At 35.5% G+C, this 19,173-nt stretch carries 23 protein-coding genes; all 23 read left to right on the top strand.

Annotated features, from left to right (window positions below; translation table 11 throughout):
- On the top strand, window positions 1-1,630 hold a 1,630-nt coding region (locus tag LACPOB_RS13150; protein ID WP_040533125.1), incomplete at its 5' end, for an FtsK/SpoIIIE domain-containing protein.
- A 12-nt stretch (window positions 1,631-1,642) separates the two neighbouring features.
- Complete coding sequence (locus tag LACPOB_RS0110185) at window positions 1,643-2,122, top strand: hypothetical protein (RefSeq protein ID WP_017868717.1); 480 nt, start codon at window positions 1,643-1,645, stop codon at window positions 2,120-2,122.
- Window positions 2,123-2,136: 14 nt separating this feature from the next.
- A complete protein-coding gene (locus LACPOB_RS0110180) occupies window positions 2,137-2,481 on the top strand; it encodes a DUF4176 domain-containing protein (protein WP_017868716.1) in 345 nt (114 codons plus the stop codon).
- A complete protein-coding gene (locus tag LACPOB_RS0110175; protein WP_017868715.1) occupies window positions 2,462-2,779 on the top strand; it encodes a YwqH-like family protein in 318 nt (105 codons plus the stop codon). The genes LACPOB_RS0110180 and LACPOB_RS0110175 overlap by 20 nt, the downstream gene beginning before the upstream one ends.
- A gap of 30 nt (window positions 2,780-2,809) precedes the next feature.
- Window positions 2,810-3,085 carry a hypothetical protein gene (locus tag LACPOB_RS0110170; protein WP_017868714.1) on the top strand — a complete coding sequence of 92 codons (276 nt, stop codon included), beginning with the start codon at window positions 2,810-2,812 and terminating at the stop codon, window positions 3,083-3,085.
- The gene (locus LACPOB_RS0110165) at window positions 3,086-4,699 is read left to right on the top strand and encodes an LXG domain-containing protein (protein WP_017868713.1); all 1,614 of its coding nucleotides are present in this window, start codon (window positions 3,086-3,088) and stop codon (window positions 4,697-4,699) included.
- A 34-nt stretch (window positions 4,700-4,733) separates the two neighbouring features.
- Window positions 4,734-5,306 carry a hypothetical protein gene (locus tag LACPOB_RS0110160; RefSeq protein ID WP_017868712.1) on the top strand — a complete coding sequence of 191 codons (573 nt, stop codon included), beginning with the start codon at window positions 4,734-4,736 and terminating at the stop codon, window positions 5,304-5,306.
- Between the two features lie 179 nt (window positions 5,307-5,485).
- Window positions 5,486-6,085, top strand: coding sequence for a hypothetical protein (locus LACPOB_RS0110155; RefSeq protein ID WP_152416264.1), 600 nt, complete (start codon window positions 5,486-5,488; stop codon window positions 6,083-6,085).
- Between the two features lie 227 nt (window positions 6,086-6,312).
- On the top strand, window positions 6,313-6,585 hold the full coding sequence (locus LACPOB_RS0110145; RefSeq protein ID WP_017868709.1) for a hypothetical protein: 273 nt from the start codon (window positions 6,313-6,315) through the stop codon (window positions 6,583-6,585).
- Window positions 6,586-7,356: 771 nt separating this feature from the next.
- Window positions 7,357-8,574 carry a hypothetical protein gene (locus LACPOB_RS0110135; protein WP_371861880.1) on the top strand — a complete coding sequence of 406 codons (1,218 nt, stop codon included), beginning with the start codon at window positions 7,357-7,359 and terminating at the stop codon, window positions 8,572-8,574.
- Window positions 8,567-9,388, top strand: a complete 822-nt coding sequence (locus LACPOB_RS0110130) for a hypothetical protein (RefSeq protein ID WP_017868707.1) — start codon at window positions 8,567-8,569, stop codon at window positions 9,386-9,388. The genes LACPOB_RS0110135 and LACPOB_RS0110130 overlap by 8 nt, the downstream gene beginning before the upstream one ends.
- A 3-nt stretch (window positions 9,389-9,391) precedes the next feature.
- Complete coding sequence (locus tag LACPOB_RS0110125) at window positions 9,392-9,694, top strand: DUF4176 domain-containing protein (RefSeq protein WP_017868706.1); 303 nt, start codon at window positions 9,392-9,394, stop codon at window positions 9,692-9,694.
- A 29-nt stretch (window positions 9,695-9,723) separates the two neighbouring features.
- The gene (locus tag LACPOB_RS0110120) at window positions 9,724-11,217 is read left to right on the top strand and encodes a T7SS effector LXG polymorphic toxin (protein ID WP_017868705.1); all 1,494 of its coding nucleotides are present in this window, start codon (window positions 9,724-9,726) and stop codon (window positions 11,215-11,217) included.
- Window positions 11,218-11,220: 3 nt separating this feature from the next.
- Window positions 11,221-11,607 carry a hypothetical protein gene (locus tag LACPOB_RS0110115; RefSeq protein WP_017868704.1) on the top strand — a complete coding sequence of 129 codons (387 nt, stop codon included), beginning with the start codon at window positions 11,221-11,223 and terminating at the stop codon, window positions 11,605-11,607.
- 10 nt (window positions 11,608-11,617) lie between these two features.
- On the top strand, window positions 11,618-12,091 hold the full coding sequence (locus LACPOB_RS0110110) for a hypothetical protein (protein WP_146983677.1): 474 nt from the start codon (window positions 11,618-11,620) through the stop codon (window positions 12,089-12,091).
- Between the two features lie 157 nt (window positions 12,092-12,248).
- Window positions 12,249-12,551 carry a DUF4176 domain-containing protein gene (locus LACPOB_RS0110105; RefSeq protein WP_017868702.1) on the top strand — a complete coding sequence of 101 codons (303 nt, stop codon included), beginning with the start codon at window positions 12,249-12,251 and terminating at the stop codon, window positions 12,549-12,551.
- A gap of 164 nt (window positions 12,552-12,715) precedes the next feature.
- Window positions 12,716-14,446, top strand: a complete 1,731-nt coding sequence (locus tag LACPOB_RS0110100) for a T7SS effector LXG polymorphic toxin (RefSeq protein ID WP_081607063.1) — start codon at window positions 12,716-12,718, stop codon at window positions 14,444-14,446.
- Between the two features lie 3 nt (window positions 14,447-14,449).
- Window positions 14,450-15,307, top strand: a complete 858-nt coding sequence (locus LACPOB_RS0110095) for a hypothetical protein (RefSeq protein ID WP_017868700.1) — start codon at window positions 14,450-14,452, stop codon at window positions 15,305-15,307.
- Window positions 15,304-15,558 carry a DUF4176 domain-containing protein gene (locus LACPOB_RS12065; RefSeq protein WP_017868699.1) on the top strand — a complete coding sequence of 85 codons (255 nt, stop codon included), beginning with the start codon at window positions 15,304-15,306 and terminating at the stop codon, window positions 15,556-15,558. Before LACPOB_RS0110095 ends, LACPOB_RS12065 begins: the two co-directional genes overlap by 4 nt.
- 84 nt (window positions 15,559-15,642) lie before the next feature.
- On the top strand, window positions 15,643-15,903 hold the full coding sequence (locus tag LACPOB_RS0110085; protein WP_017868698.1) for a hypothetical protein: 261 nt from the start codon (window positions 15,643-15,645) through the stop codon (window positions 15,901-15,903).
- 151 nt (window positions 15,904-16,054) lie between these two features.
- A complete protein-coding gene (locus tag LACPOB_RS0110080) occupies window positions 16,055-17,410 on the top strand; it encodes a hypothetical protein (RefSeq protein WP_017868697.1) in 1,356 nt (451 codons plus the stop codon).
- 15 nt (window positions 17,411-17,425) lie between these two features.
- On the top strand, window positions 17,426-18,253 hold the full coding sequence (locus LACPOB_RS0110075) for a hypothetical protein (protein ID WP_017868696.1): 828 nt from the start codon (window positions 17,426-17,428) through the stop codon (window positions 18,251-18,253).
- 3 nt (window positions 18,254-18,256) lie between these two features.
- The gene (locus tag LACPOB_RS0110070; protein WP_017868695.1) at window positions 18,257-18,559 is read left to right on the top strand and encodes a DUF4176 domain-containing protein; all 303 of its coding nucleotides are present in this window, start codon (window positions 18,257-18,259) and stop codon (window positions 18,557-18,559) included.
- The last annotated feature ends 614 nt before the right edge of the window (window positions 18,560-19,173 follow it).

Here is a 19,173-nt window from a genome sequence, read left to right as displayed (position 1 = left end):
CAAGCAGTACGCAGTAGACACGAAAGCGGCCTTACCGGACAAGCCGTGGCTGCCGCCGTTAGGGACACAGATCACTAGTCCAGAAATTGATCATAATAAACAGTGGCAAAAACAAAGAAACATGGCAGTTCCAATCGGTTTATTGGATATCCCTGAAGAACAAAGTCAGAAGTCACTGATATTTGATTTGACAAAGATGGCGCACACTGCTATTTTCGGCAGTTCTGGTTTTGGCAAGAGTATTTTATTGCAAACTCTGGTTATGAACTTAGCACGACAAAATACCCCGGAGCAGGTGCAATTTAACCTTTTGGATTTTGGTACAAATGGACTTTTACCTTTGAGTAAATTACCACATACTGCAGATATCGTTCGTCTGAATGAAGAAGAAAAACTGGCTAAAATGATGAAACGTATTCGTCAAGAAATTGATGAGCGTAAAAATGATTTCCAACTGGCAGGCGTGGCTAATTTAACACAATATGAGGCAGAAAAAGAGCACTTACCAATTATTGTTAACGTACTGGATGGTTATGATTCTGTCACAGATGATGAAAATCGTGATGCCATCGATGGAGTATTAAGTAAAATTCTGCGTGAGGGTGCTGCTCTAGGGATATATCTGGTAATATCAGCTAACCGTTCAGGTGTGATTCGAATGTCCATGATGAGCAGTATCGAAACGAAAATCGCTTTGTATTTGGTTGACGAAAGTGAAGTAGCTGAAGTAATTGGACGCGATAAGGTGATCCAACAAGAGATAGAAGGACGGGCTCAAATCAAGTTAGAATCAACAAATGCCTTTCAGGTCTATTTGCCAAATAAGGAAGTGGATCCTTTACCGAGCTTAACTGCTTTGAATAAAGAAATTGAAGGATTAAATAAAGTTTGGCAAGGCGCGGTTCCAGCCTCACTACCAATCGTTCCTGTAGAATATGAAGTGGAATACTTTAACCAAAAAGTAAAGAAATGGCAAGAGAATAACGCAATAGCGCTAGGATTACAATTATCAGATACTACTCCAATTGGTTTTGAACCAATACGCCAAAAGTACTTGCTTATTGCTCATACATTGGATGAGCAGTTAGTCTTACAACGAGAGATGTTATTTGAACAGTTCAATAAATTATCTGACAAGACCACCAGAAAGATCTTGGTTGATTTTGAAAATGAAGTTACCGATCGAATTTGCTTTGATCAAGTGGTTGAAAATGAAACAGACCAAATTAATGCAGTTAAACAGTTGATGGCTAACTATGTTCGGGCGGCACAAGAGGATAAGGAACTAGTTCCGACATTCATGTATATTGCCGATTTAGAAAGTTTTATCGGTGCAACCAACTTCTTAGCGACTGACTTTAAGTTGGTATTAAATAAAGCTTCAAAGAGCGGATTACATTTGATTATTCAAAGTATGGAAAGTTACGTTGGGAATAGTTATGATCCTGTTGCTAAGGTTGTGAGAGAAAATGCTCAAATCGGTATAGTAGGCGCAAGAATAACTGATACTAACCTGATCGATAGCTTAGGCAGTGTTTATGAACCTGCTTTGCATAGTAATGAAGCATACTTCTTTACAGCTAGAGGTAAGAAGTTTAACAAAGTTCGAATCCCTGGTAGAAGAATCTAGGAGGATAGTTAGATGGATAAAAGGAAAATATGGCTTGGCAGCTTGATAGCTCTGTTTGTGATAGCAACAGCTGGTCGTTTTGGTTATAGAATATGGTACAATTCACCACAACATCAAGAAGAGTTACGAATGGAACAACGAGATAGGGAACAGAAGTTAATAGCCAAACAAAAAATTGAGCCTCCCTATAAAGACGACAAGACAACAAAATGGCGTAAAAATCCAAAGTATATTAAACAGATCCAGACAGCTAAAAAACAAGGTGATCAGTATATTGGCGGAACCAAATTAGGTGAGGTTATCGAGAAGATGGGCAAACCGACGATGGTTAATGGTAGTTTAGATACAGGCTCAGATGATTTAAAAGTGGCAATTTGGTCAAATAGATACCATGAGGAAAAATTTGATACCGTGCGACTTTATATCACAGTTACTGATAATTTAAATGATGCACAAATAGTTAAAGTGGAAAACAAATTGCAAGATAGATAGGAGTAAACCAAATTATGAAAAAGATGGAATTTTTACCATTAGGTTCAATTGTTATTTTGCATGGTACGGTCAAGAAGTTGATGATTATTCAACGGGCAGTCCAAGTTGAACAAAATCAAGAGAAGAAGTATTTTGATTACGGAGCAGCCTTGTATCCAGAGGGCTTAGTTGAAAATCGTGTTGCTTATTTTAACCAACCAGATATCGCTAAAGTTATAGATGTAGGATATAAGGATGATGACGATAATTTAATGCAGGAACAAATTAACGATGTATTAGTTAAATTAGATGATAGTGGCAATCCTGACCCATTTGCTGAAGTTAGAGAGGATGAAGAAGATGGGATTAAAGGCGAGTGATAAGAAGAAACTCAAGAGTAATCGGGAAAAAATTGATCGGCTTTCGCGAGCTGTCACGAAACTTCAAAAAGATAAGGAAACGCTTAATGGTTTAAAAACTGAGGGTCTCACAGCGGCTGGGACTAAAAAATGGCGAGGAAATGAACAAACCAAATTTATTGATCAATATAAGGCTTTTTATAAAGATGTCAAGTCAGTCAAATCAGCAATCGATACTGCAATAGATGACTATAATGCGAAAATTCGTTCTCTAGAAGCTTCGGATGCTGCGATAACTGGCAATCCGTATATGACGTAATGAATTTGAAAAGAAAGAAGATGGATTTTTATGCCGCAAATTAAAGTTGATGCTAATAATTATAGTGGTGAAGTTAATAATGCTAAAACAGACGCAGATAACTTGGCTACAAAAAACGGTGTTGCCAAACCAGGTTCAGATTTAAATACCAAGGTAATAAAAGAAATGTGGGAGGAATATGATAAGCTAACAAACGCGATAAACCAATATGCAACATTGGTAACTTATGATGTTGGACGTTTTAAACAAGCTGGCAAAAACCAGGTTGAGCTCGATGGATCATATAGTAAAAAAGGAGGTAAATAGGTGAGTAAGCTATATTATGAATCGTTAACCGATTATCAACAAAGCCTTCATAAGGGTATTAAGAGACGAAATGAAAAATTAAAAGCTGTAAAAACGTCACTGGATAGTATAGCAGGATCTTTAAATTTCAGCGGGCAAACTGCTGATAATATCACAAGTTATATTCAAGAGGTTCATACTGATGGAATAATCCCACAATTGCTAGAAGCCCTAACGAACCTCGAAACAAAAATGGATGATTATGTCATAAAGTATGTGGATGTAGATGATGGTGGCGTAATTTTTAAAATCATTGATGAGGATTTTGATAAGCACAAACAGGAACTCAAGACAGCAAAGACGAACTATGCTGAAGTGGTAAAGTCTGCTCAAAAAACTATAAGTTCTGTAGATGATATCAAGGAAACTTCTGGTGCCGCTAGCTTGAAAAATGCGGGTAAAAGCTTACAAGACAGATTAAGTAAGATGTCTAGTATCGCCAGTAAACAACAAAATGCCTGGCATTCTTATGAAAGTAAAAATGCCAATACCTTTAATGACGTTCAAACAATCATTAACAATGTTACTAAGCTGATCAGCTTATATTCTGGTGGGAAGGTACCTACCATGGGAAACTATGTTTCTGGTGGCTTTAAACAACAAATGGGTGCAAATTATGCTCGGCGTTTGAATGGCATTCAGAACTATGATGCTAAAATGGCTAAAGTGACTGCTCAAAATAATAAGACAATTAATCAGGTGAATAAGCAACAGCATGCATTTGAAAAGCAAGTTAAGAAGGCACAAGTCGAACAGAATAAACGTGAAGGTCGGGCGCAGCTGGGTATGGATTTATTCTTTTTGGCTGTAGGAACGGCTATTACATTTGCTTCGGGAGGGACAGCTACTCCTTTCTTACTTTTATTACCAAGTTTAACATTTTCAGGAGTGGACTTATATGAAGATTTTGACAAAGCAAGAACTGGGAAAAACGAGGGTGATAACTACTTAAAAGATACCGCTAGAAGCTTTGGAAGTACAGTAGGTATGTCCAAAGAACAGTCAGACGGTTTATACTCTTCGGTAGAGTTAGTTGCGGGAATGGCTGGTTCTGGAAAAGCGTATGGAGATTTAGCAAAAGAGGGATACTTTGTAGAATCTGGTACTAAGTCACAATCCATTTTGAAGAGTTTTTTTAAAGAAAGCCCAACGTCGCCTAAACAAGCTATGCATAATAATCTAAAGATTCTTAAAGAGACAGGTGGTTTACAAAATGGAATAATGCCGCAAGTGGGTACAAAGGCGATACAAAATAGTTTTATGAGTGATAATGCTGCAACTTTTAGGGCTGTTGGGTCAGCTTATGGAAAAGAGTTTATCAAAAGTGGTAGTAAAAAGGAGACCCAAGTAGTCGTGGATGAAAAAGTAAATAAGCCAATTTTAAATCACTATCAACAAAATGGTCAGGCTCAATATATAGATGGAATTTATATGGGGCAAAAAAAGCCAGTATCATCGTTATTCATAGAACGTGGTTTGGTTAAATCAGAAGGAAAGGCATTCAATGCAGGATACGGGAAACTTGAAAACTTTTTTGCCGACCAAGGGACTGTAACGATGCCAATACAAAAGTAAAAATACTAACCACTAACTTAAGGGGGTAATCAAAATGGAAATTCTTTGGGGTAATCCGATACTTACTATAATTGCCTTGATTACTGTAATCACGGTAAACTTTTTATATTCAAAAAATGTTCCTACTAGGATTGTAAATGGAGGAAATAAAAAAAATGCTTTTATGGTTTTCTTAATTTCCTTTCTTTCCTGTGTATGTATTGCTATATTTTTAGGCTTAAATACGGGTAAAAATGGAACTCCTATTTTTGGTTTTACTTTTGCTTTTGAGTTACTCTTGATTGGGCTTATTTACTATTTTGTATTATTTAATAATGCAAAAAAAGAAATTTTGAGAGACAAATCTTCTAAAAATATGATTTTAAAAAAGTATTTTGAAGACAACGCATTTTTAGGCTATACTACAGCACATTATATGCTAGGGGTAATTATGTTGTTTGTCAGTTGCGGAAATACAATTTTTAGATCCTCTTTAGATTTTTTACCGCATAATCCAATTGGTGGGATAACCGAATTAGCGGTAGTGATTTTATATACCTTTGTATTACCGCCGTATATTATACTAAAAACGCCAAAACTATTTAAAAATGCTTTGAATAAAGTTTGACTTTAATTATTATGCTGATCTTTGACATAGTTCCACATGAGGCTATAGATGGCACTGCTACCCTAATAGTATTTATTGGTGCTTATGGTATATAGTTGGAAAAACACTCAGATGGTTAAAAGGAATATTAGAGAGGTTTTAGTGGCCTCCTTTATTACTCAATAAATAAAAAGGGAAGAATGATCAAAATGATTTTCGAGTATATTTTTAATTCAATATCTTTAGCTATAATTGCAGGTGTTGTGGCAGTCATAGTGGATTATTTGTTCTTGAAAGGAGCTATTAGCGAAATAGAAAAGGGAGAATATGGTAACTACTCAGTAATTATAGGTGTGCTTTCTTTTTTGTTGACGGCTTATATTGCCATAGTCTTTGGTTCGATAGTTTTACCTGAGCAAGGGGCATCAACTTTCATGCTTGTGTGGTCTGCAGAATTAATACTAATAACCTTGGTGGCTTATATACTTCTATTTTTCACGGCAAAAAGAGAAATAAAATCTAGAATGATTACTTTTGAAAAAGCAGTTCCTAAGTATTTTGATAAAAATGCAATTTTAGGTTTCGCTTTGGGACACTATGTTCCAGGTATATTATTTTTAATGATTGGTGGGATGGAGCCTATTTTTAATTACTTGGATAAGGTTATTCCCAATAATCCTATTGGAGGAGTTGTTTACCTAGCGTTGGGAGCAATTTATACTTTTATAATTCCCGGTATTTTACTGGCAAAAACACAAGGATGGCTTATAACTTTATTAGGATATGGGACAAAATCATAAAAAAGCAGTTAATAAAGCTTTATTTAGCGTTGAAACATGAAGTTGAGACTAATAATTATTTGAAATTATTGGAAAGTTATCCCATTTATTGTTTTTAAAGAGGGTACTAAAATGGCAATCAAAATTTTACGCAAAACAGGGAACGTGGGGCAGCAATTGATATCAAGGTTAAACTTGATGGGGAAGAAGTTGCTAAAATTGCGAACAGAAAAGAAATTGAATTAGAAATGGCGAATCCTGAAGCAAAACTTTCAATTAAGGAAAAAGGAAGTAAGGAGATGGGCATTGATGTTAAGGATGGCGATTTCATTAAAATCACTGTTCCTAGCCACTATTATTGGTACTTTTTAGGTGGGGTCGTGCTGGTATTGCTGATGGCAATTATTTTTGGCAGGGCCCTGATAACCTTTGCTTTTGTTGCTGCTTATATTGCTTTTGCCTTTTATATGGATTATAGAGTTGGTCAACAGAAGTTAACAATTGTGAATAGAAGAGGATGAAAAGTTTAGCTTCTGTTTGCGTTGAAAAGTATGAATAAAAGAGACCTTATAAGAATTTGAACAAAGTAATAACGAAAGATTTTGAAAAAAATCCAAAAAATATAGATGTTGCATCATCTCTTATTATTTTATTACAGGATTCTTGGTGGCTTTTGGAAAGATGATGTTTGTTATAGGTGTTGGATTGGCAGGTAATGAAGAAGTAGGAAAGTCAATTTTATATCAAGAATCACTTTCCAAAAATTAGTTAATCAGTTGTATTAGTCGTAAAAATAAAGTTGCTTATATTTGCAGTGCTGTTATAACTGCTATCGGAATATTTGGGGGTGCGATTTTAGGTGGATTTTGCTTGCAGTTATTTCTAGTTACTTGTTTAGTATTGATAAGTTTTAGAAAAAAATTTTTGAAATTAAAGAACGGCTTTCTCTTGAGGAACATAAAAGTAACTAAAAGTTTTACAGAGTCGAGGTTTATTGCTGATGAACGTCGATTTTTACATATTATATGAACTGTGATTGATTAGATTACCATGATGGAGCAGCTTATCTTTTACAACAGTTTGATCAAGAGATTCAGGATTTTGCAGAGACAGTTCATGAGTATAGTAGTTCGGCCGTGATCGATACCACTGAAGTAACAAGATTAGCAGGTAAGTTCACTAATTTACTGCAAGACTACACTGACATTGAAACTAAAGCTAATAGTACTTACGCTTCGATCACTGATTTAGTTTCAGTTACTAAAGTTAGTGGAGTAAAGTTTGAGCAACAAATGGCGAAAACCAAAAAGGTCCTTTCTAATACTAACAAATGGATGACAGAATTTAACAGTAAACAAGGTAAAACTCAAGTAGGGTTCAATGAAATCTTAAGTAAGCAAAAGGCAGAGCTAGCCAGCTTGAATAATGCAGTCGCCACAAATGAGAGTGGTCAAGTTTCCGGCATCATATCAATTGGTGCGCAGAAAATGTATCAGATGAAGGATTTCAAGAAAAGCGTTAAAACAGATCATGCCAAAGTAGCTAAGCTTGAGAAAAGCTATGACAACCATTATCACGGCATGAAATATCTCTGGCAGGAATATAGTAATACCAAAGCTGGAAAAGCAACAAGTACTTTAGTTAATGGGAAAAAGGCTGTTGATGATTATTTGGATAACAGTTTTATGGGTGATGTTAAGGATAGAGCAGTTAACGCGGTATCGTTATCTAAAGAGTTAAAAAATGCTAAAGAAATTCTACTCGGTAAAGCTGGTAAGGAGGGAAAATACGGTAAAGTTGGCATAAAAACATATGCAGATCTAAAGACAGCTTTAAGTGCTTCGAAGGATTATATTAAAAATGGAAAAATTGGCAAAGGTATCAAGCAAAGTATTGAAAGAATCCCAACTTCTGTTAAAGATGGAGCAGTTAGAAAAGTAAAAAATGTAGGTGAGTTTGTTAAAAAAGTTGGGAGAGGTGCTGAAAAGGTTAATTCTGTTTGGTCAACGCTTTCTCATCCAGTGAAAGATATAGCACTTAAGGCAGGAAAAAAGATGGTCAAAGCAAAAGTGTTCAGTAAACTAGGCAAAACCATCTCAGTTGTTGCTTGGACGGATTTAGCAATTAAAACTGGTTTTAGCGCTAAAGATGCATACTATGATAAGGATAGTCTAGCTTACAAGGATCGAGAAAAAGCTGCAATTCATGGTGGTCTTGATCAGTTAAAAAATGTTGGGCCTATTCAAGGAGCTGTGGCTGGTGCAAAAATCTCCAAATTTTCAGGTAATCCTTATATTGTGGCTGGTACAATTGGGGTTGGTTTTGCATTTGGAAGTATAAATAAAATTGCTGATATAGTCGCTCCAAAGGCGAAAAAGAAATTTTATAAGGGAGCTGAAAAAATCGCGGATAAAGGGTTAGATAAGATAAGAAGCGTTGGTCGTGCTTTTAAAAATAAACTAAAAGGAAGTTTAAAAGTTAGTTCCGGAGGAAGATATACTTATGGATAGAAGAATTTTAGAGGCAAATTATGAGGAAACGTCTAAGTTAGTAACCGAAAAGAATTTAAATTTAACAGAAGATACATTTAAAAACATTAAGTTTAGAAGTAAATTTTCATCATTCCTCGTTGCTTTACTTTTATTTGGACCCTTAATGTATTTTATTGGAGTCGGGCTACCTCAGGAGATTGGGGACGAGAAAAGCAAAGTAGCCTTTTATTTAAGTTCATATGGGACGTTTTTCATTCCGGTTATAAAGATTACATTAGTAATTTGGCTGGTTGTATTTATAGCATTTCTTTTTCCTCGTAAAAATTATGCTGTTAATATACGAGATGCTTTAGTGGTGATGATGCCAATGTTTGTTGCATCTATTTTGATTTTTTTTGATTTGTCGTTTGCTTTATCAGTTGCGGGAATTGGCTTAGAAGCTACTTGTATTTTAATTGTCGTAGGGATTTTTTATATTCTGGTTGCAACGTATAATGTGTTGATAAAAATTAAAAATACTTTGTATGATCTTAATTTAAAGAAAATCAGTTTTAAATGGAATGTTTATGTGACCATTATTGGTTTGGTTGGGGCGACTGTGATTGCCCTTTTATTTCAGACAATTAAGAATGGTTTTTTAATATATTCCGCCTCATTTAGCATACTAGTTGTATTTGTTTTTGCGGCATTGATGATAAAAGTATTCGTTCATTCTTCGGTCGTAAATCATTATTTTGTAAAATATGCGGATCAGTATCAGGAAAAGTTTAAGATAACGGACGAGCAATGGTATGGGCATAGTAAAGTAACTGCAAAAAGGAAAGGAAAGTAAAAAATGACAGAAAAGAAAAATATCTTATTACCCTTAGGCAGTATTGTTTATTTAGAAGAAGGAACCGTCAAGTTAATGGTAGTGGGCCGGGGTGCCGTGTTTGATGATGATGGCAGTGATAAATACTCGGACTATGTGGGCGTAGAATATCCTAGTGGAATCGATCCAGAAAATGCTTTATTTTTTAATAACGATGATATCGATAAGGTCGTTTTCAGAGGTTATGAAGATGAAGAAGAGGAACGCTATCTTGAAGTCTATCAAGACTGGGAGAAAAATTTAGATATTCCAAAGAAGAGTAACTAAAAGTTTTACAGAGTCGAGGTTTATTGTTGATGAACTTCGATTTTTACATATTATATGAACCTTTACTGACGACCTACCATGATGGAGCAGCCTATCTTTTACAACAGTTTGATCAAGAGATTCAGGATTTTGCAGAGACAGTTCATGAGAATAGCAGTTCGGCCGTGATCGATACCACTGAAGTAACAAGATTAGCAGGTAAGTTCACTAATTTACTGCAAGACTACACTGACATTGAAACTAAAGCTAATAGTACCTATTCTTCGATCACTGATTTAGTCTCAGTTACTAAAGTTAGTGGAACAAAGTTTGAGCAACAAATGGCGAAAACCAAAAAGGTCCTTTCTAATACCACCAAATGGATGATGGAATTTAACAGTAAGCAAGGTAAAACTCAAGCTGGGTTCAATGAAATCTTAAGTAAGCAAAAGGCAGATCTAGCCAGCTTGAATAATGCAGTCACCACAAATAAGAGCGGCCAGGTTTCCGGCATCATCTCAATTGGTGCGCAGAAAATGTATCAGATGAAGGATTTCAAGAAAAGCGTTAAAACAGGTCATGCCAAAGTAGCTAAGCTTGAGAAAAGCTATGACAACCATTATCACGGTATGAAATATCTCTGGCAGGAGTATAGTAATACCAAAGTTGGAAAAGCAACAAGTAGTCTAGTTAATGGAAAAAAGGCTGTTAATGATTATTTGGATAACAGTTTTATTGGTGATGTTAAGGATAGAGCAGTAAATGGCATTAGTTTAGTTGGACAATTGACAACTTTAGATGAAAAACTAGGTGGTAAACCAGGCAAGAAAGGGATGTATGGTAAACTTGGTCAAAAAACTCTGGATGATTTAATGTACAGTTGGCGAAAGTCAAAAGAGTTTATGCGGAATAATCATATGGGAAAGGTAGCAAAAAAAATTCCGGGGAGTTTTAGATACAATTTAGAAGGATTTATTCGAAAAGGTCATTTAACTGACGACTATAAAATTGGCAGTGCCATAAAAAGTGCCGGTAAAAAGTTTTCAACTATATCTGATCCGGTCAAGTCATTTACAAAAAAAGGAATCCAGAGGATAAGCAAATCTAAAAGCTATAGGAAGATAAGTAATACAAAAGTAATTAGTAAATTAGGTAAACATGGAAAGGGTGTTTCAGCACTAGCGTGGGTTAGTATGGGTGTTGATGCAACGTTCAGTTACGAAAGAGCTTATCATGACAAAGATAGTTTAGGGTATAAAGACGTTGGAAAATCGGTGATACATGCTGGTGTGGATCAAATTAAACAGGCTGGTCCACTTGAAGGTGCTATGGCTGGTTCAGCCATAGGTGGCCCAATAGGAGCAACAGTAGGATTTACAGCAGGGGCTATAAATTCTTTAGCAGGGATTGCAGCACCCAAGCTGAAGAAAAAGTTTTATGGAGGTTTAGAAAAAGGGTTGGATAAAGGTTACGATAAGTTTGTTAAGAAACCGTTTTCTCGCGGGCTAAAAAATTTAAAAAAATCAATAAGTTTTGGGTGGTAAGAAATGAATAAGAAAGTAACTTATGCTAAGTTAGAAAACTTTGTTACAAAAGACACTATTAATAAGTCTAAACATGCAATAGGAAATGCCGCTTCTTTAGAGTTATCAAATAGATTGCTTAGTTGTGTTTTGGCAATAATATTTTTTTGTCCGATGATATATGTTATAGGGACGGCTTCCGGTAAAATGGGAACGACTCCTGATGATATACATGTAATTTCTGTAAGTACAGCTTTTGCGATGGGGGCATTTGATAAAATTGTGCCTCTCGTTACAAAATTTTCTTTGATTATGTTTGCTGGATTTGCAATTTTGAATGTTGTTCCTAAGAAAAACCTGGCTTATCAACTTTTTTTTTGGAACAATGTATATGGTTTGCTTTATGTTTAGTGTTTGTATTATGGCTTTAACAATGCTTTGGGGTGCGACCTTGGGGGGTTTTGGTACTGTGGGTTTCTTTTTACAATTAGCGCTGGTAATTTACTTAATATTTATGAGTTTAAGAAATAAAATCACTGACATTAAAGCGCAAATTTTTCCGGAAAAAGAAACCAGCGAACGCAAATCCTACACCTTGTTTCTAACCTTAGGGGTTGTTGTAGTCACATATATGAATCATTTTTTGTTTAAGATAGGCTATGCGAATCTTTCACCCAAACTAATTGAATTATTAACTGGCTGGGGGCTATTACTATGGGGGTTAATTACGATTGGCTTCATTAATATGATATTTAAACAAGTTGTTTTAACTTACTACTTTGCAAAATATGCCGAACGTTTTCGAGTAGATTTAGGTTTTAGCAATATTCAATGGTATGGTGAGAAGAAAGCTCAGAAGATCAAGCAAAGGGAACTTAAGAACAAAAATAAATGAAAAAAATGTATTGACATTAGTCGCTGTAGTGTACCTGAAGAAGGTGTAGTTAGGACAATGATTATTGGACGTGAAAAGAGTTTCAAGAAAAAACACTATGGAGTTTACACGAATGAGAAGGAAATGTAGAAATCTCTAAAAAGAAAGGAAAATAAAAATGACAGAAAAGAAGAATATCTTATTACCCTTAGGTAGTATCGTTTATTTAGAAGAAGGAACAGTCAAGTTGATGGTTGTGGGACGAGGTGCTGTGTTTAATGATGATGGCAGTGATAAGTACTCGGACTATGTTGGCGTAGAGTATCCCAGTGGAATTGATCCAGAGAATGCTTTGTTTTTTAATAACGAAGACATCGATAAGATCGTTTTCAGAGGTTATGAAGATGAAGAAGAGGAACGTTATCTTGAGGTTTATCAAGACTGGGAGAAAAACTTAGATATCCCAAAGAAGAGTAACTAATAAATTTACGTAGCTGATGTTGTTATTGATGAATGTCGGCTATTACATACATAAATATAGCCTTGTTAGTTTTTAATTCAAGTTAAAAAACAAGAATTAGATTTCGTATTTGAATGCATTTTAAGGGTATTGAACATAAGAATAATAAACAAAGTTAAACGAAGATAATAAGGATACAAAGCAGGACAAGTTGGGCTGTAGTCGAAGAAGACCTTTCAGAAACCAAGAAATTTTTGAATCACCTAGTAGACTCAGAAGCCCTGTCCGGCAAAGTAAAAACAGCTATTGACGATAAAATTACTAACCACCAGATACCATTGTTGACGGCAATTAACGACGTGACTGCCTATATGAATATTAAATACGGCCAAGCAATTACGAAATTTAAGGAGACTGTTCGCGAAAGTAGTGATGAAGCTAAAATAGATTCTGATGTTTTAACCACAATGGAAGAAAAATTTAGCGATGTTTCAACTGACTTTACGGAAATTGATGAAAGTATTAAGAAAATTTATAAAACAATTGATGACTTGGTAGTACTCACAAATGTAGCAACGGATGGTTTTGAGGAGCAACTTGGTAAAACCAAAAAAGTTTTGACTAATACTAAAAAATGGCTGGGGGATTTCAATGGTTTAAAAGAAAAATCGCATGTAACGGAGCTTTTAAACAAAATCAATGCCGAAATTGCCCAACTAAATACGGCGGGTGAAGTCAGCTATACTTCAGGAGAAGCAGCCAAGTTTTATCACCAGACTGATTTTAAAAAGTACGTCAAAACCGAACATGCTCAGGCAAAAAAAGATTTGGAAAAATTCAATGCCAAGTATGATAAAGCTCAATATGCGTGGGAAAAATATTCTAATTCTGAAATCGGAAAAGCTTTAAATCAATTAATTAATGTGAAGAAAAACGGTATAAGTGGTTGGTTGGCTAAATATCATTTAGATGCTTGGTTAGTACGCGGAAAAAATATCAAGAACTTAATAGAGGGCTTGCAGAGCTTGTATGATAAAACAGGTGGAAGAGTAGGAAAACTTGGTAAGTATGGAAAGCGTGGTTACCGTGCGGGTGTTAGGTTGGATGAGGCAAAACGATTATTACTCAGTAGGGAGGATCAACTGGGAAAGTATGCGCGTAAAGCGAATAGTTTTGGAAAAAGTGCTTCACAAAAGATGAAAAAAGTTAATTATTACTTAACTCAAGCAAAAAAATGGGGAAAAGGAAAAGCTTATAACCTTAAAAGTGTTAGAAATCTTTCCAACTATCTATCTAAACACCCGAATCTAAAAGGATTTTTGAAGCATCCTGTGGGGACTGCCTGGGAAAAGTCACTAAGTAAGATGAAAGCAAGTAAATCTGCGCAAAAAGTTGCCGGAACAATGAGCCAGCTCAAGAAGAGTGCTAAAGTCCAGAAGCTTATGAAGACCAAGGGCTACAAGTGGGGGACCAAAAAGTTTTCAAAAGCTAATGGGTTCACTAAATATGGCAAGTTTGGCAAAATTGCGACAAGAGCTGGCTACGTTTCTATGGCGTTTGACGTGGGTAAATCGGCCGTAGGATCTTATCATGATAAAAAGAGCTTAGCCTATAAGAGTAAAGGAAAAGCAGTGATTCATGCCGGTGTAGACCAAATCAAACAGGCAGGTCCGCTTGAAGTAGCAATGGCGTTTTCAAAGCTCGGACCAGCTGGTGTTGCTTTTGGCTTTGGAGACGGTTTAACAAACTCGGTTGTTGGGATTCTTAACTCTAAGCTAAAAGACAAATTTTATAATGGGATGGAAAAGGGATTAGACAAAGGATATGATCAGACAGTAAAGAAGGCAAAGAAAATAGGTCGAGGTATAAAGAAATCCTTTAAAAATATAAAACATACTCTAAATTTAGGATGGTAATTTATGAAAACTTCTAAATATGAAAATTATAGAAAAATATTGGATAAGAAAACGATAAAAGAAACTGCATCTGTTGTTGGTGTGGCTTCATCATTAAAAGTGTGGGATCGCATTATTGGAAGTCTATTAATTATTTTCTTTGGAACCCCCATTCTTTATTTAGCTGGTGTAAGTTTAGCTGGTAATTTTGCGTCTTTTTCTGAGGACGTAAATGTTATTTCCTTCTCTACAGCGCAAGCGGTTGATATGGTAGCTAGAAACATAAGTCCTTTCAACAAATTTTTAATTGCTTTATTAATAGTTGTAACAATAACAAATGTTTTTCCAAAAGGAAATTTACCTAGACAAACTTTTTTTGGTCTTTTTAATATGGACTTTTTATTAATTTGTTTTTGTGTATCAATAGTTCCGTTGCTCTTTGGCTTGACATTGGGTGCTTATGGATGGTTGGGTTTGATTTTTCAATCGTTGTTTGCTGTATATATGATAGGAATAAACTTGGTAAAGATTACATCAATGATAAAATATGGAGATAAATTTAAAGGCTTTAACGCACATATATTAGCCACAGTTATTATTACCTTGCTAGCTATTATGAGTAATCATTTTGTTTTCCGTATTGGATATTCTAATTTTGTACCAAATAAAATTGAATTAATCACAGGTCTGGGTGTTCTTATATGGTCTGTTATTTGTGTAATATTTATATCTATGATGACCAAATATACAGTTTATGCTTCTTATTTTTTAAAGTATGCTAACCAATTTTATAGAGATTTAGATTTCACAGATAAAGAATGGTATGGAAAACGCAAGGCAAAGAAACTTCAACGGAAAAAAGAAAAGGAGAAAAACAAATGAGTAAAGAATTATTACCTTTAGGCAGTATTGTATATTTAGAAGAAGGTACGGCTAAGTTAATGGTTGTTGGGCGCGGCACGGTTTTTGAAGATCATGGTCAAGATGTTTACACCGATTACATCGGTGTTAGTTATCCAGAAGGGATTGATCCTGAGAATGCGATTTTTTTTAATCATGAAAACATCGAAAAAGTAGTTTTTCGTGGTTATGAAGATGAAGAAGAAAAAAGATATGGTGAGGTCTATCGTTAGTGGGAAAGTAATTTGGATCTGCCAAAAATGAAGGCGTAACGACTTCATCTAGACAGAAAGTGATCAAAATCAGGAGGAGCAGCCTTGGATACGCTAATTGAGTTATTTGATTTAAAGCTAAAAAGATGGCAGAGTTTCATCGTTAATGTGATTGGTTTAATTGGAGCTGGATTTTTTTACTACGTAGTAATCACTCGGATTGGTAACAGAAGTTTGGCGAAATGGGGCTGTGGTATCTTTTATCTAGTCATTTATTTCATTGAGAAAGGTCTTATTCGCTTCTATAAAGTGAAAAAAGGCTTACCAATTGAATACGAGAAAGATGATGAGGGTGATGATGAATAATAATGAATAATAAGAAATAAAAAACAAGATGAATAAAAAGCAGGTTAACAAAGTTGATGCTTAAGGGGTATCAACTTATACATACAAATATATGAACTGACTAAGTCAGGAAGATTATATTCAAGAAGGTTTAAAGACCGCCCAGACTGGCGTGAAGGGAATCGTTAGCAGTGATGCATTGTTTCATTTACATGACTCTTTCACCAAAGAAATCGAAAAGTTTAAAACAACGGTGCATGAGAATGATAATGCGGCTGTTATCGATACCGCTTCTTTTGGAGAACTAGAAGGAAAATTTTCAACTGCTGAAACTGACTTTGCTGCTTTAGAGAAAAAGTTCAGTAAGGTTTATACGAATATCAACGATATCGTGGCAGTCAGCAGCCCAAGTAGCGCTAACTATGTGAAAGAACTAAATGCGGCCAAAAAAGTGCTGACCAACACTGAAAAATGGTTGGCGGAGATCAATGGCGATAAACTGGGCGCCAAAACTAGTGAACTGCTGTCAAAACAAGGCAAAGAATTAAAACAGTTAGGTGAAACAGAGGGACATAGCTTTAGCTCAGCGGCTGCTAAAGAGATTTATACGGCGACTGCTTTTCAAAAGCAGGTCAAAAAAAGTCACGCAGCGACGGCCAAGCTGGAGAAAAGCTCACTTGCGGCACACCAAAAGAAGATCAAGCAAGAAGGCTATCAGCAAGCATTGATCAATGGGGATTTAACCGCGAAAGATATTGACCAATTGGGTAAGTCTGCTAATAAAAATGCTAAAGATGCTTATAAACAGCTCAGAGATATGGCTGCGATGATTGGAAGACCCGTGACGGCGAAGTCTTTCAAAAAGTACGGCTCCTTTGGCAAAAAGACTAATGAGTTGTTAATGAAAGATTACCGTGATGTCAAAAGATTTTTGCGGACTAAGAAGGATTCAAAAGCTGCTCAAAGAGCACTAAAGGTAATGGGTAAAGGCAGCTTTAATGAATTTTTGGCTAAAAATGCACATAAGTTAAAGAATTATACTAAAGCCTGGAAAAACTATGATCGAGTGGAAGGCTGGGTTTCAGATACTGGGGGTAAGGTAGCGGAGAAGTTCGCGAAGTCCCTTCCGAAGGTCAAAGGTTTGGGCAAGTTAGCTAAAGCTACCGGTTGGACAGCAATGGCCGGTAGTGCCGCCATTAACGGTGGAGAAAGTTTTCTTGATAAGAAGAGCAAGGGATATCATAGTGTAGGCAAGTCAGTAATCCATGCCGGGGTGGAGTCAGTAAAAAGTGCTGGACCGGTGGAAGGCGCAATGACGGGTGCAAAAGTAGGAACGATTTTTCCTTTGCCTGGTGCTACAGCTATTGGTGCAGGTGTTGGATTTTTAATTGGTGGTGCTAGCAAAATTTGGGGAGCTGCTAGTCCAAAAACCAAAACTAAATTTTTCAATTCTGTCGAAAAATTCGGAGATAAAGTTCATGATAAGGTGATTGGAAAGTTAGCCAAAAAACTAAGTGGCCATTTATGAAGAAGGTACTGAAATATGCGTAAGAAATTATTCAATGCAAATTATGAAGATTCTGCAAAGTTAGTTACTAGGAAGCAAATTAAGTTAAATAAAGAGGGTTTTAAGTTTATGAAACTTAGGCACAGAATATTTTTGCCATTTTTAGTGAGCTTTTTTATGGCACCATTTTTTTATATGATAGGAACACAAATGCCTTTAGGGATTAGTGATAAAGAAAATTATTTTTCAGAGGTAATGGCTAAATATGGAACTATATTTAGCGATACAATTAAGTTAATATTGCTTGTTTGGGTTGGAATATCAGTATTATTTCTAATACAACGAAAAAATTACGGTAATTATGTTATATTTGCGTATTTTGCATTTTTTCCAATGATACTTTCGTTTTGTTTTATTATGTTTGATTTTATGTTTGGCGTTGCAGTTGCTGGGGTAGGTATAGTCGGGAGTATAGTTATGATTGTGGCAGGCTTGCTATATATTTTCATGGCAATCTATAATGTTGTAAATGATATGAAATCATCACTCTATGGTGAGACAAAAAGGCACTTTTCCTCTCGATATTATTTACTGATAACATGTATTGCATTAGTTTTAACTGTAATAGTTTCATTGATTTTTCCCGCAGAGGAGTTTAATTTACTGCTTTATGTTATTGCGTTTGGTTTGTTAATAGCGTTTGCCGGGATTGCTTTATTAGCGAAAATAATGTTACATATGTTCTGTGTAAGTTATTATTTTGCTAAGTATGGAGAACAATATAAGAAAAAATTTAAGATAACTGATGAACAATGGTACGGTCCGCGTAAGGCAAAACGCCTGGCAAAAAAGAAAGGAAAATAAAAAATGACAGAAAAGAAAAATACATTATTACCCTTAGGTAGCATCGTATATCTAGAGGAAGGTACTGTTAAGTTGATGGTTGTTGGTCGCGGTGCTGTCTTTAATGATGATGGCGATGATAAGTATTCGGACTATGTGGGTGTTGAATATCCCAGTGGAATCGATCCGGAGAATGCCCTGTTCTTTAATAATGATGATATCGATAAGATCGTTTTCAGAGGATATGAAGATGACGAAGAGGAGCGCTACCTGGAAGTCTATCAAAACTGGGAGAAAAATTTAGATATTCCGAAGAAGAGTAACTAATAGTTTTACAGAGGTCGATGTTTAGAACTTTTGAGCATCGATATATAGACGGGATTTATATGAGTAAGAAAAAAACCAATATCTTCTCTTTTTGTAAAGCGTGGTCTGGTTGAATCCGAGTGTGAGGCCTTTAATGCTGGATATGGTAAACTTGAAGATCTCTTTACTAACCGAGGGAGTGTGGCCTCACCAATTAAATAAGTACATAGTAAAACAGTGGAGGTAATTAAAATGGAGTTTCTTTGGAATAACGGAGTACTCGCTATAGTGTCTCTAATTATCGTAATTGTAGTAAATTTTTTTTATGTACGAAACGTCAATCAAAAAGTTATCAATGGCGGGAATAAAATATTTGCTACTAAAGGTTGAAAGCATAAAAACAGACCGCAACCCTTGATATTACTTAGTTGTAGTAACAAATATTAGTGTTTTTCTTTTTTACGCGCTACCAAGTAGGCTGACAAGACTACTTGGTAGCGCCTTTTTGAATTCAGCAAAAATCTTATCCAACGTTTCTGTCATGAGAGTAAATTTTTCAGCTAGACCACTGATCGTTTTCAAAAGCCAAGTCAGTGCTTGAGCGATCTCAATATCGGGTAAAGGACGACCGTAAT

This window comes from Ligilactobacillus pobuzihii E100301 = KCTC 13174, from assembly GCF_000349725.1.
Classification (GTDB): Bacteria; Bacillota; Bacilli; order Lactobacillales; family Lactobacillaceae; genus Ligilactobacillus; species Ligilactobacillus pobuzihii.
This window is presented reverse-complemented; position numbering and strand designations above follow the sequence as displayed.

Excerpts from the sequence above, each read along its gene's own strand:
- LACPOB_RS0110075 (WP_017868696.1), top strand. The coding sequence starts at position 17,426 with ATGCGTAAGAAATTATTCAATGCAAATTATGAAGATTCTGCAAAGTTA.
- LACPOB_RS0110145 (WP_017868709.1), top strand. The coding sequence starts at position 6,313 with ATGGCGAATCCTGAAGCAAAACTTTCAATTAAGGAAAAAGGAAGTAAG.
- LACPOB_RS0110095 (WP_017868700.1), top strand. The coding sequence starts at position 14,450 with ATGAAAACTTCTAAATATGAAAATTATAGAAAAATATTGGATAAGAAA.
- LACPOB_RS0110175 (WP_017868715.1), top strand. The coding sequence starts at position 2,462 with ATGGGATTAAAGGCGAGTGATAAGAAGAAACTCAAGAGTAATCGGGAA.
- LACPOB_RS0110115 (WP_017868704.1), top strand. The coding sequence starts at position 11,221 with ATGAATAAGAAAGTAACTTATGCTAAGTTAGAAAACTTTGTTACAAAA.
- LACPOB_RS12065 (WP_017868699.1), top strand. The coding sequence starts at position 15,304 with ATGAGTAAAGAATTATTACCTTTAGGCAGTATTGTATATTTAGAAGAA.
- LACPOB_RS0110170 (WP_017868714.1), top strand. The coding sequence starts at position 2,810 with ATGCCGCAAATTAAAGTTGATGCTAATAATTATAGTGGTGAAGTTAAT.
- LACPOB_RS0110160 (WP_017868712.1), top strand. The coding sequence starts at position 4,734 with ATGGAAATTCTTTGGGGTAATCCGATACTTACTATAATTGCCTTGATT.
- LACPOB_RS0110155 (WP_152416264.1), top strand. The coding sequence starts at position 5,486 with ATGATCAAAATGATTTTCGAGTATATTTTTAATTCAATATCTTTAGCT.
- LACPOB_RS0110070 (WP_017868695.1), top strand. The coding sequence starts at position 18,257 with ATGACAGAAAAGAAAAATACATTATTACCCTTAGGTAGCATCGTATAT.
- LACPOB_RS0110125 (WP_017868706.1), top strand. The coding sequence starts at position 9,392 with ATGACAGAAAAGAAAAATATCTTATTACCCTTAGGCAGTATTGTTTAT.
- LACPOB_RS0110110 (WP_146983677.1), top strand. The coding sequence starts at position 11,618 with ATGGCTTTAACAATGCTTTGGGGTGCGACCTTGGGGGGTTTTGGTACT.
- LACPOB_RS0110120 (WP_017868705.1), top strand. The coding sequence starts at position 9,724 with ATGAACTTCGATTTTTACATATTATATGAACCTTTACTGACGACCTAC.
- LACPOB_RS0110135 (WP_371861880.1), top strand. The coding sequence starts at position 7,357 with ATGGCGAAAACCAAAAAGGTCCTTTCTAATACTAACAAATGGATGACA.
- LACPOB_RS0110185 (WP_017868717.1), top strand. The coding sequence starts at position 1,643 with ATGGATAAAAGGAAAATATGGCTTGGCAGCTTGATAGCTCTGTTTGTG.
- LACPOB_RS0110130 (WP_017868707.1), top strand. The coding sequence starts at position 8,567 with ATGGATAGAAGAATTTTAGAGGCAAATTATGAGGAAACGTCTAAGTTA.
- LACPOB_RS0110105 (WP_017868702.1), top strand. The coding sequence starts at position 12,249 with ATGACAGAAAAGAAGAATATCTTATTACCCTTAGGTAGTATCGTTTAT.
- LACPOB_RS0110180 (WP_017868716.1), top strand. The coding sequence starts at position 2,137 with ATGAAAAAGATGGAATTTTTACCATTAGGTTCAATTGTTATTTTGCAT.